This is a genomic window from Boseongicola aestuarii (assembly GCF_900184815.1).
GTDB lineage: Bacteria > Pseudomonadota > Alphaproteobacteria > Rhodobacterales > Rhodobacteraceae > Boseongicola > Boseongicola aestuarii.
In genome coordinates this window covers 17,810-30,901 of the sequence record NZ_FXXQ01000011.1, presented here as the reverse complement: position 1 = coordinate 30,901, position 13,092 = coordinate 17,810, and the positions used below count along the sequence as shown (strand labels likewise).

Sequence of the window (13,092 nt, the reverse complement as noted above, 5' to 3'; positions counted from 1 at the left end):
TATCGTAACTTTGGGGCGTGCGGTGTGTCCGTTCGGCCCGTTAAGCCTGCATGAGGTTTGTGTGTCTAAGTTGAATCGACGTGTAACGAAAGCTGTATTTCCCGTAGCCGGGCTTGGAACGCGTTTCCTTCCCGCCACGAAGTCCGTTCCCAAAGAGATCATGACTTTGGTGGATCGCCCCTTGATCCAGTACGCCATTGACGAAGCCCGCGCAGCGGGCATCACCGAGTTCATTTTCGTCACCTCGCGCGGCAAAAACGCGCTTGAGGATTACTTCGATCACGCGCCCGAGCTTGAGTCTTCGCTGAAAAAGTCCGGCAAGGACGAGCTGCTGAAAATTCTGAAGTCGACGAATATGGAAAGTGGTGCGATCGCCTATATCCGCCAGCACAAGGCGATGGGTCTTGGCCATGCTGTCTGGTGCGCGCGTCGGCTGATCGGAGACGAGCCTTTCGCGGTGATCCTGCCAGATGACGTGATCGCGGCGGACAAACCGTGCCTGAAACAGATGGTCGACGCCTATGCATCCACCGGCGGCAGCATGGTCGCCACAATGGAGGTGCCGAGCGAAAAGACGTCGTCCTATGGTATCCTCGACGGAGAGGCCAACGGCGGCTCTCTGGTATCGGTACGCGGAATGGTCGAGAAACCGAAAGTCGAGGGCGCACCCTCCAACCTTGCGGTAATCGGGCGCTATATTCTGACGCCCGATGTTCTTGAGACTCTGAACAATCAAAAGTCCGGGACCGGTGGTGAAATCCAACTGACCGATGCGATCGCCGCCGAAATAACCGCCGGACGCCGCGTGCATGGCCTCAAGTTCGAAGGGCAGCGTTTTGACTGCGGCTCGAAGGCAGGGTTCCTTCAGGCAACCGTCAGTTTTGCGCTGGCACGAGAAGAATTACAGGACGAGTTTGCCGCCTATCTGCGCGAGATATCTCCATTGATCCGGGCGGCCGAGTAGTCTTAATAATCCGAAACACCAAGCGAGCAGGCAACGATATTTGGCTACCCCCGTCCTTGACCTTAGCAGGACTTTCTCGCGGTTAGGTCCGCGAGCTTCCACCGGCATAGACCGGGTGGAACGTGCGTATCTGGAAGAAACCATTCGCCGGGGTGGCTGGGCCCTTATCCGCACGCCGCGCGGATTTCTGATGTTCGAACCGGACCGCCTGCCGCGCCTGCCGGACTACCTTGACCGCACAGACCTTGACGGAGCGGACCTTGCCTCGACGATCCGTGCAATCGCCTCGTCGCGGTCGTCCAGCCTGTCGATCCGCAAGATCATGTGGCGCATGCCGAATGGCCTTGCTTACATCAACGTCGGTCATACGAATATCAACAGCCAGACGTTCCGCGCGATGATGGAAATGCCGGACAACCGCAAGATCGTGATGATTCACGACACAATCCCCATCGACCACCCGGAATATCAGACTGAAGCAAGCCGCGCGAAGTTTGTCGAACGCCTGACGGCCACGATCAACTTTGCCAACCACATTATTGTCCCGTCGGACGAAGTGCGTGAAAACATCGAGCGACGCATGGTCGGCACCGGCCATCGGGTGCCTGTCACCGTTTCACCGCTTGGGATCGATATTGGCGGCCGTCCCGCGACACCCGCCAAGGGCGACAAACCGTATTTCGTCATTCTCGGAACAATCGAGCCACGCAAGAACCACCAGTTGCTTCTGGACATCTGGGACCGGATGCACCGGAAAATGGACGAAAGCCGAATCCCCGAATTGCGGATTATCGGCGCACGGGGCTGGAAGAACCCGACGGTCTTTGACTGGCTGGACCACTCACCTCACGTCGGCCGAACGGTCTTCGAACTGGGGTCGCTGCCGGACAAAGAGATGAAAGCGCAACTGTCCGGCGCGACAGGCCTGTTGTTCCCAAGTCATGCCGAAGGCTTCGGCCTGCCACCGTTCGAAGCGACCGCACTAGGCGTTCCGTCGATTTCTGCGCCATTGCGCACAGTAGAGTTGTTTCTGGGCGACATGCCTATTTACGCAGATCCGGCGGATATGTATCAGTGGTTCCAGGCCATACGGGGGTTGGCCACCGAAGACTTGGCGCAAAAGGCGAAACGCCGCACTGAACTGCTCGCTTACGGGCTGCCGACGTGGGAAAAACACTTCGATCGTGTCTTCGAACTAATAGATTAATCGTCGTGTCCCGTGGCTGGGTCCGGCGAGAGCAGTCGGGCAGGGCACGTGGGAATTACAACCGCACTGAAATTCAGGATCGAACGCCGGAAACGGCAATTTCGTGCCATCCGCAAGCGCCGCGAACTGACTCCGGTGGCTGATCGGACGGGCCAGATCGGTCCCAAGGCGATCCTTGCGTTCCTTACGATCCGCAACGAAAAGCCACGGCTTCCGTATTTCCTCGATTACTACCGCGCGCTGGGCGTTGATCACTTCCTGTTCGTGGATAATGGCTCGTCCGACGGCGGGGCAGAATACCTTGCCGACCAGCCGGATGTATCGCTCTGGCACACGGACGCCTGGTATCGCGAAAGCCGGTTCGGCACGGATTGGCTCAACTGGCTGAAGTTCAGATATGGTCACGGTCACTGGACGCTGACGCTCGATCCTGACGAATTCCTGGTTTACCCGTATTGCGACACGCGCCCTTTGCCGGCGTTGTGCGGCTGGCTTGACCAGTCCGACATCCGTACGTTCGGCACGCTGCTGCTAGACCTCTACCCGCGCGGGCCCTTGTCGGCTGAAACCTACCGCGAAGGCGACGACCCCTTCGCGCAAGCGCCATGGTTCGACGCCGCGAATTACATGATCTCGAAGAACCACAAATATGGCAATCTCTGGATCCAGGGCGGCCCGCGTGCGCGGGCCTATTTCGAGAATGCCCCACATCAGGCACCGTCGCTGAATAAAATCCCGCTGGTCAAATGGAACCGCAAGTTCGCCTACGTCAGCTCGACCCACATGCTTTTGCCGCGCGGTCTGAACCGGGTGTACGATGAAGCCGGCGGCGAAAAGGCGACGGGCTGTCTGCTGCACGCCAAGTTTCTTGACACGCTTGCCGACAAAGCCGCCGAGGAGGTCGAGCGCCGTCAGCACTTTGCGCGCGGCCGCGAATACGACGCTTATTACCTGAAAGACGAAGGCACCGAGGGCCTGTGGACCCCTTGGTCCAAACGGTTCGAAGGCTGGCAAAGCCTCGAAACGCTGGGCCTCATGTCGAAAGGCAATTGGGCATGAGCGTCGGTTTCGTCATGATGGCGCACGCGGCTCTGGACCGGGCCGCTCAAGTGGCGTTGCATCTGGCGGATCAGGGTTGCCCCGTCGTGATCCATGTCGACAAACGGGCTGATGCAGCGGACTTCTTCGATCTGGTGCGCCGCGTTTCTGGCCAGCCCCGTATCCATCTGGCCCCCCGCATTGCCTGCGACTGGGGCCAGTGGTCACTGGTCGAAGCCAGCCGAAGCGCCAGCGCCTACCTGTTGGCGCATGCGCCGGACGTGCGCCACGTCTACCTGATTTCGGGCGCCTGCCTGCCGATCCGCCCGGTGTCGGAATTGGTGGCGCACCTCGATGCCAACCCTGACACAGATTACATCGAAAGCGTCACCATCGAAGACGTTACATGGACCAAGGGGGGTCTCAGCGAAGAACGTTTCACACTGACGTTCCCTTTCGCTTGGAAGCGCCAGCGCCGTATGTTTGATCTCTGGGTCCAGGCGCAGCGCCGCCTCGGTTTCCGCAGAAAAACGCCCGACGGCATCGCGCCGCATATGGGATCGCAATGGTGGTGCCTGACGCGCAAGACGCTGCAAGGTATTCTCGGCGATGAGAAAGCCCCCCACTATGACAAGTTCTTCTCGCGCGTCTGGATCCCCGATGAAAGCTACTACGCCACTCTGGTCCGCCGCCACGCGCGCCAGATCGAAAGCCGAAGCCTGACTCTGGCGAAGTTCGACTTCCAAGGCAAACCGCATCTGTTTTACGATGATCATCTGGGGCTGTTGCAAAGCAGTCCGGCGTTCTTTGCGCGCAAGATCTGGCCCGGCGCGCGCAAGCTTTACGGCGCGTTCCTTGGCACGCAACAGCCCAAGGCCCGGCGCAGGGTAGCCCAAAGCGAAATCGACCGGACCTTTGCCGCAGCAGTCGCGCGCCGAACCACTGGCCGCCCCGGCCTCAACAATGCCGGACGTTTTCCAAGCGCGTCTTTCGAAGGTCCGCTGACCGCCGCACCTTATGCCGTATTCCACGGTTTTGACGACATATACCGTGACTTCCCGGACTGGGTGACCTCCAACCTTGGTGCCAGGACGCAAGGGCATCTGTTTTCCCCCGAAAGCGCGGATTTCGCAGACGGAACCGATCACTCGGCAGGTGGTTTAACCGCCGCGACGCGATTGCGCGACTACAACCCGGAGGCGTTTCTGGCCAACATCATCTGGTCAGCCCACGAGGCTTACCCAGCGTTCCTTTTCGCCGCGCGCGACAACCAGAAGATCACCGGGTTTCTTGCGCGCGACCCCAACGCCTCGATTGCGGTCATCAGCGGCGCATGGGCGATGCCGCTTTTGCGCTCGGGAAAACCTGTGCAAGCCCTGCGCCGACAAGCCGCGCGTCTGCAACAGCGCGAAGTTCGGATGATGGAGCTTTTGCGCGAGAGACGCACGCGCGCCCGTGTGCGCATCTGGAGCCTTGCCGACGTCCTGAACGCCCCTGCCGAACCACTGCGAGCGGTGCTTGAAGATCACTCGGTGCCGGGTGCCGCCGCGCTGACGATCATGCCGTCGCTGCATGATATGGACGCACTGGCCGCCTTCTTGACCGAACTGCGCAACATCGGAATGGACCCGCATACCGCTGGCCCGGTTGTGCTGCCTCAAGAGCCGCTTGATCGCCGGAACGCGCAGGAGCTTGGCTAGGATGCCAGCGCAGACTTTCCGCTACTGGGTCGTCCTCGGCGGAATGCGCACGGGGTCGAACCTCCTTGAAGAGCACCTCTCCGCCTTTCCGGGCATCACTGCCCATGGAGAGTTGTTCAATCCGCACTTTTTCGGCCGTCCCAAGCAGACCTCGGCCTTCGATCTGTCCATGGCCGCGCGCGAAGCGGACCCCTTGCGCGCGATCGACGCGATGGTTGCGTCAGACAAGGGTCTGCCCGGTTTCCGCCTGTTTCATGACCATGATCCGCGCGTGATTGCTCATGTGCTGAACGATCCGGGTGCGGCCAAGATCATCCTCTCCCGCCGCCCGATCGACAGCTACGTGTCGCTGAAGGTCGCCCGAAAGACAGGCCAGTGGTGGCTTGGAGACCTGACCACCGCCCGCGCCGCAAAAGTGCAGTTCGACGCGCAGGAATACACCGAATTTCTCGAAACACTCGCCCTGTTCCAAAGCCAGATTGCGCGGTCTCTCCAAACGACAGGTCAGACGGCATTTCATATAGATTACGACGATCTTGCGGATGAGGACGTGATTTCAGGGCTTGGTGATTTCCTGGGCGCCCGAGGTCCCAAAGAGCCGGGCCGCATCCGGGCAAAAGTACAGAACCCGGATCCGCTTTCCGATCGCCTTACGAATCCGGACGAAGCAGAAACCGCTCTTGGACGTCTTGCTGCGCCGGATATCGGAGGCGCGCCATCGCGCGAACCCGGTCGTGGGCCGGGCCTGAAGTTCTTTCGTGCCTGCGCGAACGCGCCGCTTCTCTATATGCCGATCCGTGGCGCAGGGATTGATCCCGTGCCCGGCTGGCTTGAAATGGTCGACCCCAAGGGCGAAGTCCTGTCCAACCTTACCCAACGTGACATGCGCCGCTGGAAGCGCCAGCATCCGGGACACCGTTCTTTCACCATTGTGCGCCACCCCTTGCCGCGCGCCTACGATGCGTTCTGCCGTTATCTTCTGCCGGCCGGAGCTGAAGCTTACGCCGATTTGCGCGATGCGCTTATCAAGCGATACGACGTGCCGCTGCCGCAAAATGGGCCGGACGCGCTCTGGACGCCAGTAGACCAGCGCGCGGCATTTCTTGCATTCCTGACCTTTCTCAAAGGCAATCTAGGCGGTCAGACATCGCTTCGCGTCGACAACACCTGGGCCAGTCAGGGTATATTGCTGCAAGCCATCACGGATTTTGCGATTCCCGACCGTGTCATACGGGAATCCGACCTTGCCATCGGACTGGCGCAAGTCGCAAAGGACGCGAAAACCCCGGCTCCTGCAATCAAATCCGAATTCGCAGCCCCCGCACCCTTTTCCCTGTCCGACGTCCGGGACGGAGCGATCGACGACGCGATCCGCGCAGCATACCAGCGCGATTTCATGATGTTCGGTTTCGAACGCTGGGATGCGGCTCAGGCGGCCTGAACGTTCTGCCGTTCTGTCAGGATCGTGTGCAGCGTGGCGGGATTATTATTGGCCCGAAGCTTACCGCAGACATTCGTATCGCGCATCGTCCGTGACACCAAAGCAAGCGCCTTGAGATGTTCGACACCGGCATCTTCCGGCGCAAGCAGCGCAAATGCCAGATCAACCGGCTGCCGGTCGACCGAGTCGAAATCCAGCGGCTTTTCAAGACGAATGAACACACCGAAAACACTGGTGATCCCAGCAAGGCGCGCATGCGGAAGCGCGATGCCATGGCCGACGCCGGTCGGCCCAAGGTTCTCGCGCTCCTGCAGGGCGGAACAGATATCGGTCAGTTCGACACCGCTGATGCTGCTGGCGACGTCAGCAATCTCCTGGAACAGGCGTTTCTTGCTGGTCACGCCATGCAAGGCTTTTACCGCGTCCGGACGCAAAATCGTCGCCAGATCAATCATCGCACATTTCTCCTAGGGTTTTGCCAATGGCGCCGCCCCATACGCTATTCACTCAGTTTGGGTCAATCCACCCGATGTTCCCGTCGTCACGCCGATATACGATATTGACGCCTGTCTTTTGTTTATCGTTACGGAACACCAGAACCGGAGCCCCTGCGATTTCCATTTGCATCACCGCTTCTCCAACGGACAACGTCGGAATGGACGTTTCCATTTCAGCTATGATCATGGGCTGCAGTGTATCAGGCTCAAGTTCTTCCGGCGTATCCGATGCCGCGAGGATATACGAGGACCCTTGCATTAATTCAACCGGAGTCGTGCGATCTTTGTGATGATCTTTCAACCTGCGCTTGTATCGGCGGAGCTGCTTTTCCATTTTCTCGGAGCAACCGTCAAAAGAAGCATATATTTCAGTAGCATGCGCCTTGGCCTGGGCCGTCAGACCAGTCGAAAGATGCACCGTCGCTTCGCAGACAAACTCGTGGGCGTCGCGTGAAAATACGACCATCGCATCGGTTGGACGACCTGCATACTTCTCAAAAACCTCGGCCAGATTGTCCTTCACATGGGTTTGAAGGGCCTCACCGATGTCGATCTGCTTGCCCGTGATCTGATAACGCATATGGGTCTCCCTTTGGGCAGTTAATAGTCGATTAAGACCCTAGAACAGGGACTTAAACAGGTTGTTAATGGCTGGAGGATAACCGAGAGCCAACCGCGCTTTCGGCGATTTTCTGGGGCAGTCGGTCAGGGACAGTTGGTCCGTCATTACCCCCATTTGGCGATAAATCCACGGGTGGTGTCAATGGGCGGATTGCCTGTTTCAGACAATTCGAAAGCTGTCGCCAAGATAAACGCGCTTGACCTTTTCGTCCGCTACGACCTCTTCCGCGGTGCCGCTCATCAAAACACCGCCGTCGTGCAGAATGTAGGCGCGATCAACGATTTCAAGCGTCTCGCGAACGTTGTGGTCGGTGATAAGGACGCCGATCCCGCGCTTCTTAAGGTCCATGACAAGATCGCGAATATCTCCGACGGCAATAGGATCGATACCCGGGAATGGCTCGTCCAGCAAAAGATACTTTGGGTTCGCAGCCAGACAGCGCGCGATTTCGCATCGCCGCCGCTCACCGCCCGACAGGGCCACGGACGGAGTGCGGCGCAGATGGGCTATCGAGAATTCATTCAAAAGTTCGTCCAGTCGCTCTCGCCGTTTGGTACGATCCTTTTCGACGATCTCAAGGATGGCTAGGATATTATCCTCTACGTTAAGTCCTTGAAAAATCGAGCGTTCCTGCGGCAAATAGCCGATGCCCAGCTTCGCGCGACGATACATCGGATAGGTCGACACGTCATGACCATCAATCAGGACCTGTCCGCCATCGGGCATCACCAGACCCGCGATCGAATAGAAACACGTCGTCTTCCCCGAGCCGTTCGGCCCCAACAGCGCGACGACTTCGCCGCGATTGAGATCCAGACTGACGTCGCGAATGACCACGCGTTTGCGATAGGCCTTGCGCAGATTGCGGATTTTCAGCCCCTGATCACCCTGTGCGACGGTCAGTTCCGGCGCCATCAGTTGTTGCTCCCGCCGATGATCGTGCGCACCCGGCCCTCCATCCGGCCACTGCCAGAGTTCAGATCGATTACCAGACGCTCGCCGGAAATGGCCGTGGCGCCTTGGGTCAAAAGCACGTCACCGGTCAGCGTCACCGTGCTGTCAGCTATCGAATACTCGGCGGTCACGGCCTCCACGGCGTCTGTCGGAGTGACGAACGTCACGCCGCCCGAAGCTAAGAGACGGGCAATACCACTGGGACTTCCTGCATCATCCGAGGCGTAAAGCACAACGACCTGACCTGCAGACAGCCGCACATCCCCCTGAACCACCAGGACGTTACCTTCGAAAGTCGCTGCCCCACTGGCCTGATCCACACTCAGCGCATCCGCTGACACTTCCACGGGCTGGCCGCCGTCAAAGGCGCCACTTCCGATTGCCAGTGAAGTGCCTTGCGCCATCAAGACAGCAGGAAAGCCGACGGCAAAGATGAGAACGATCAGAAAACGGGTCACGCGCGGCGGCTCCTCAAGGTTGCGGGTCGTATATCAGGCGAACGCCGTCCTTGAAAACAAGAACATAGGCTTCGGTGTCGGGATCACGTTCCAGTCCCATCGTCCCGGCAGTAATCAGCCCACCGGGACCAGTTGCGGTCACCGTGCCACCGGTCGTCACGCGCACCTCGGTGTAACGGGTCACGATATCCGCACTTTCGATGGTATATCCGATCGAACTTTCAAATCGCGCCCCGCCCTGCAAGAGCGCGACGTCTGCGGCCATATCTATCGTACCCTTGGGGCTGGAGATGCGGATCGTTGTGCCGCCGGGCAGAACAATTGTCGCCTCAAGCGCGGTCGCGATCAGCTCGTCGCGCAGGCTTTCGCCCGGTCGCAGCGCGGCCGCCCGCAAGGACACCGCCGCCCCATCCGACGTCACTCCTCCAAAGGAAGGCGTCGTAATCCCCTGATCGCGCAGAATCTGATCCACGTCCACGTCCGCATAGGGGATTGCAGATTCCGGATCGAGCGTCTCTGCCACCAGAAACAACGTCGACAATATCGCCAGCGCCACAAGCGGCAGAGCCACCTTCAGCCAAAGCACCAGCCTTGAATATGCGTTATCAACAGAAGCCATCGTCCTGCTCATATAGGCCCGCCCGAACCCCTCCGAAACCGGCAAGTGCCCCGATGCTCATCTTCCCGCCGATTCTTACTGTTTTTTGGGTCCAAAAAACCACCGGGGGAGGGCCGCGTCAGCGGACCGGGGGCTGAAAGCCCCTAATGCGAAAAAATATCGATCTCGGGCCAACCCGCCAGATCTAGCCGCGCGCGCGTCGGCAAAAACGCGAAAGCAGCCTCGGCCAAATCCATCCGACCTTCCCGTTCAAGCCGTTCGTTCAGCTTGTCGCGCAACCCGTGCAGGTACAAAACATCCGACGCAGCATAGGCCAACTGAGCCTCGCTCAAATCGGCCGCACCCCAGTCGCTCATCTGCTGCAATTTCGAGATATCGACACTCAACAATTCATCGAGAAGGTTCTTCAACCCGTGCCGGTCTGTATAAGTCCGCACCAGTTTCGAGGCGATCTTGGTACAATAGACCGGCGCCGTCAGCGCGCCAAACGCATGATACATCGCGGCAATATCGAAGCGTCCGAAATGAAACAGCTTCAACACCTTCGGATCGGTCAAAAGCCGCTCAAGATTGGGCGCGCGCGTCTGCCCCTTGGCGATCTGCACCAGATGCGCATTCCCGTCACCACCCGACAATTGCACCAGACACAGCCGGTCGCGATGCGGGTTCAGCCCCATCGTCTCGCAGTCGATCGCTACCATGTCGCCAAGGTCCAGATCATCCGGCAAATCGCCCTGATACAATGTGTTCTTCATAATGCCGTTACTCCGGGTTACGCGTGCGCAGGAACAGATACAGCGGCAGCCCGCAGCTGACGCCAATGCAAAAAGTCGCCGGGATCGCGACAAGACCAAGCCAGTTCTTGCGCACAATGGTCTCGGCAATGATCCACACCGTCAAGGTTATCGCCGCAATCGTCAGATCCCAGACCAAGCCATGCGTTGAGGCATTCACATACCAAGCGTCAATCAGACCACCCAGACCCGTCCCGGTCTCGCGCATATAGGTCACGAAATAGTACATGGGATGTATCGCACCCCAGATCGCCAGCGCCAGATAAACCATTCGAAGCGGCGACATCAAAGCGAACCCCTGACGCCGATTCTCGCCTCGCCACTTACAGTGATGCCGCCCGGCACCGGTTCAGGCGCACCATCGGCACCGCAAGCCGCCAGTGCCAGAAACGCAAGCGCCAGAAGCGCTCTCATCCGCTGACCTCGACCCGCGCGCCGCCGACGTTGCCGGACACCGAAGGCGTGACGCTGACGCCGCCGCTGCCAAAGGTAGCGCCAATTCCAAGCTGGGGGTTCTCACAAGCCGCCATTCCAAGAAAAGCGATCAAAAGGGTGATTTTCTTCATGCAAGACGTTCCTTCCAGCGTTTGATTTGTGCGCGCACCTGATCGGGCGCGGTTCCGCCATAGGATGTGCGACTTGCCACCGAATTGTCCACGCCAAGCACGTCAAACACGCTTGATGTGATCGCGCCGTGCGCGGATTTCATCTGATCAAGGGTTAGATCCGGCAAATCACAGCCTTCTGCTTCGGCCAGAGCCACCAGACGCCCCGTCACATGATGCGCATCCCGAAACGGCAAACCCGCCTCGCGCACCAGCCAGTCAGCAAGATCAGTCGCCGTCGAAAACCCGCTCGCGGCGGCGGCGCGCAATGGGTCAACATTCGCAGTTATATCGCCGACCATGCCCTCCATTGCGGCCAAGGCCAGCATCAGACTGTCAGCGGCATCAAAGACCTGCTCTTTGTCTTCCTGCATGTCCTTGGAATAGGTCAGTGGTAACCCCTTCATCACAGTGAACAGACCCACCGTCGCGCCCATGATCCGCCCGATCTTGGCGCGCACCAGTTCAGCGGCATCCGGGTTCTTCTTTTGCGGCATGATGCTGGAACCGGTCGAAAACCGGTCCGACATCGTGACAAACCGGAACTGAGCTGACGACCATATCACCAATTCCTCGGCAAACCGGCTGAGGTGCATCGCGCAAATCGTCGAGGCCGACAGAAACTCCAAGGCAAAATCCCGGTCCGCCACCGCATCCAGCGAATTCGCCGCAGGCCGGTCAAAGCCCAGCGCCGTTGCCGTCATTTCACGATCAATCGGAAAAGACGTTCCCGCCAACGCAGCTGCGCCCAAAGGCGATTCGTTCATCCTGGCCCGCGCATCGGCAAATCTTGAGGCATCCCGGCCCAGCATCTCGACGTAAGCCATCATGTGATGTCCCCATGTCACCGGCTGCGCCGTCTGCAAATGCGTGAAACCCGGCATCACCCAGTCGGCACCGGCCTCGGCCTGCACCAACAGCGCCTTTTGCAAAGCCTCAATCCCGACAATCGCCGCATCGCACTGATCGCGCACCCACATGCGGAAATCGAGGGCCACCTGATCGTTCCGGCTCCGTCCCGTGTGCAGTCGCCCGGCGGGCTCGCCGATCAAATCCTTCAGCCGCGCTTCGACATTCATATGAATGTCTTCCAAAGCGGTCGAAAACTGAAACGTCCCCGTTTCAATCTCTGACAACACCGTGAGGAGACCTTCCCGGATCGCCTCGGCGTCGCTAGGTTCAATGATGCCCGTGGACGCCAGCATGGCGGCATGGGCGCGCGAACCTTCAATGTCTTGCGCGGCCAGTCGTCTGTCGAACCCGATTGAGGCATTGATCGCCTCCATAATCGCGTCCGGTCCGGCGGCAAAGCGGCCGCCCCACATTGAATTTGCGTTGTCGGTCATCGGTAATTGTCCTTCGGAGGGACCCATGCGTTTACTCTCTGCCGTCCTGTACACGGCCCTTGTCCTTGGTGCAAACACCGCTCACGCGGATATTGCGGCGGCAGAAGCGGCCCGTGAAGGCACGATGAAGAAACTGATCTTCTCCGACCCGACGCCGGTGTCGACCAACAGCTTCACCGATCCGTCCGGTGGCGAATACACGCTGGCTGATTTTGAGGGCAAATATGTGCTGGTCAACTTCTGGGCGACCTGGTGCGCGCCGTGCCGCAAGGAAATGCCGATGCTGTCGGAACTTCAGACAAATCTCGGCGGCGATACGTTTGAAGTCGTGACAATCGCCACGGGCCGCAACCTCCAGGTCGCGATTGACCGTTTCTTTGAGGAGATCGGCGTTAATAACCTGCCGAAGTACCTTGACCCACGCTCAAGCCTAGCCCGCGACATGGGTGTTCTGGGCCTTCCGATCACCCTGATCCTTGATCCCGAAGGCCGCGAGATCGCACGTATGCGCGGTGACGCCGAGTGGAACAGCGAAAGCGCATACGCAGTTCTGGAAGCAATCCTGCCGGCTACTGACGGCTAACAGGTGCTAAAAGACGGTTTGGCGGGACTGTTTGCGGGCCATCACGCCTGCATCGACGCCAACAAGCGCGTCCACGTCAACAAACCCTTTTCGGGAATAAGACGTCATCCGACTGCGCGTGCGGCCAACTTCCATCAAGGTTTGAGAACATTCATATTCGGGGCAGGGCGATGTGTCTTTCAAAAGACATTCATGCTTTCCCTTACAGTGCCGGAATCCACATGTCATAAGGCAATTCACTCAACTGGTTACACAACAATATGC

16 protein-coding genes are annotated in these 13,092 nt (G+C 59.0%); 6 read left to right on the top strand and 10 right to left on the bottom strand.

Annotation, left to right across the window (positions count from 1 at the left end):
* Positions 1 to 70 precede the first annotated feature (70 nt).
* The 5 genes from galU to BOA8489_RS14980 all read left to right on the top strand — a co-directional run bounded on the left by galU (position 71) and on the right by BOA8489_RS14980 (position 6,350).
* Positions 71 to 964: a UTP--glucose-1-phosphate uridylyltransferase GalU gene (galU, locus tag BOA8489_RS15000; RefSeq protein WP_093975121.1), complete on the top strand. Its 894-nt coding sequence runs from the start codon at positions 71 to 73 to the stop codon at positions 962 to 964.
* Between the two features lie 115 nt (positions 965 to 1,079).
* Complete coding sequence (locus tag BOA8489_RS14995; protein ID WP_093975120.1) at positions 1,080 to 2,171, top strand: glycosyltransferase family 4 protein; 1,092 nt, start codon at positions 1,080 to 1,082, stop codon at positions 2,169 to 2,171.
* A 48-nt stretch (positions 2,172 to 2,219) separates the two neighbouring features.
* Positions 2,220 to 3,230 carry a glycosyltransferase family 2 protein gene (locus BOA8489_RS14990; RefSeq protein WP_093975119.1) on the top strand — a complete coding sequence of 337 codons (1,011 nt, stop codon included), beginning with the start codon at positions 2,220 to 2,222 and terminating at the stop codon, positions 3,228 to 3,230.
* Entirely contained in the window at positions 3,227 to 4,909 is a 1,683-nt protein-coding gene (locus BOA8489_RS14985; protein WP_093975118.1) for a DUF5927 domain-containing protein, read from the top strand. Before BOA8489_RS14990 ends, BOA8489_RS14985 begins: the two co-directional genes overlap by 4 nt.
* Before the next feature lies 1 nt (position 4,910).
* Positions 4,911 to 6,350: a hypothetical protein gene (locus tag BOA8489_RS14980; protein WP_093975117.1), complete on the top strand. Its 1,440-nt coding sequence runs from the start codon at positions 4,911 to 4,913 to the stop codon at positions 6,348 to 6,350.
* Here the strand turns inward: BOA8489_RS14980 and BOA8489_RS14975 are convergent.
* From BOA8489_RS14975 to argH, 10 genes are all read right to left on the bottom strand, one after another.
* Entirely contained in the window at positions 6,338 to 6,802 is a 465-nt protein-coding gene (locus tag BOA8489_RS14975) for a PTS sugar transporter subunit IIA (RefSeq protein WP_093975248.1), read from the bottom strand. The genes BOA8489_RS14980 and BOA8489_RS14975 overlap by 13 nt on opposite strands.
* Positions 6,803 to 6,857: 55 nt before the next feature.
* Positions 6,858 to 7,427 (bottom strand): ribosome hibernation-promoting factor, HPF/YfiA family, encoded by a 570-nt coding sequence (hpf, locus tag BOA8489_RS14970; protein ID WP_093975116.1) that lies wholly within the window; start codon positions 7,425 to 7,427, stop codon positions 6,858 to 6,860.
* A gap of 201 nt (positions 7,428 to 7,628) precedes the next feature.
* The gene (lptB, locus tag BOA8489_RS14965) at positions 7,629 to 8,384 is read right to left on the bottom strand and encodes an LPS export ABC transporter ATP-binding protein (RefSeq protein ID WP_176440326.1); all 756 of its coding nucleotides are present in this window, start codon (positions 8,382 to 8,384) and stop codon (positions 7,629 to 7,631) included.
* Positions 8,384 to 8,881 (bottom strand): LptA/OstA family protein, encoded by a 498-nt coding sequence (locus BOA8489_RS14960; RefSeq protein ID WP_245813887.1) that lies wholly within the window; start codon positions 8,879 to 8,881, stop codon positions 8,384 to 8,386. Before BOA8489_RS14960 ends, lptB begins: the two co-directional genes overlap by 1 nt.
* Before the next feature lie 13 nt (positions 8,882 to 8,894).
* A complete protein-coding gene (locus BOA8489_RS14955; RefSeq protein WP_141138312.1) occupies positions 8,895 to 9,500 on the bottom strand; it encodes a hypothetical protein in 606 nt (201 codons plus the stop codon).
* A 143-nt stretch (positions 9,501 to 9,643) separates the two neighbouring features.
* Positions 9,644 to 10,255: a ribonuclease D gene (locus BOA8489_RS14950; protein WP_093975113.1), complete on the bottom strand. Its 612-nt coding sequence runs from the start codon at positions 10,253 to 10,255 to the stop codon at positions 9,644 to 9,646.
* Between the two features lie 7 nt (positions 10,256 to 10,262).
* Positions 10,263 to 10,580 carry a DUF2834 domain-containing protein gene (locus tag BOA8489_RS14945; protein ID WP_093975112.1) on the bottom strand — a complete coding sequence of 106 codons (318 nt, stop codon included), beginning with the start codon at positions 10,578 to 10,580 and terminating at the stop codon, positions 10,263 to 10,265.
* Positions 10,580 to 10,708 (bottom strand): hypothetical protein, encoded by a 129-nt coding sequence (locus BOA8489_RS20960; protein ID WP_281256202.1) that lies wholly within the window; start codon positions 10,706 to 10,708, stop codon positions 10,580 to 10,582. The genes BOA8489_RS14945 and BOA8489_RS20960 overlap by 1 nt, the downstream gene beginning before the upstream one ends.
* The gene (locus BOA8489_RS20515) at positions 10,705 to 10,860 is read right to left on the bottom strand and encodes a hypothetical protein (RefSeq protein WP_176440325.1); all 156 of its coding nucleotides are present in this window, start codon (positions 10,858 to 10,860) and stop codon (positions 10,705 to 10,707) included. Before BOA8489_RS20515 ends, BOA8489_RS20960 begins: the two co-directional genes overlap by 4 nt.
* On the bottom strand, positions 10,857 to 12,245 hold the full coding sequence (gene argH, locus BOA8489_RS14940; RefSeq protein WP_093975111.1) for an argininosuccinate lyase: 1,389 nt from the start codon (positions 12,243 to 12,245) through the stop codon (positions 10,857 to 10,859). The genes BOA8489_RS20515 and argH overlap by 4 nt, the downstream gene beginning before the upstream one ends.
* A gap of 25 nt (positions 12,246 to 12,270) precedes the next feature.
* On the opposite strand from argH, the gene BOA8489_RS14935 reads away from it, so the two are divergent.
* A complete protein-coding gene (locus BOA8489_RS14935; RefSeq protein ID WP_093975110.1) occupies positions 12,271 to 12,828 on the top strand; it encodes a TlpA family protein disulfide reductase in 558 nt (185 codons plus the stop codon).
* The last annotated feature ends 264 nt before the right edge of the window (positions 12,829 to 13,092 follow it).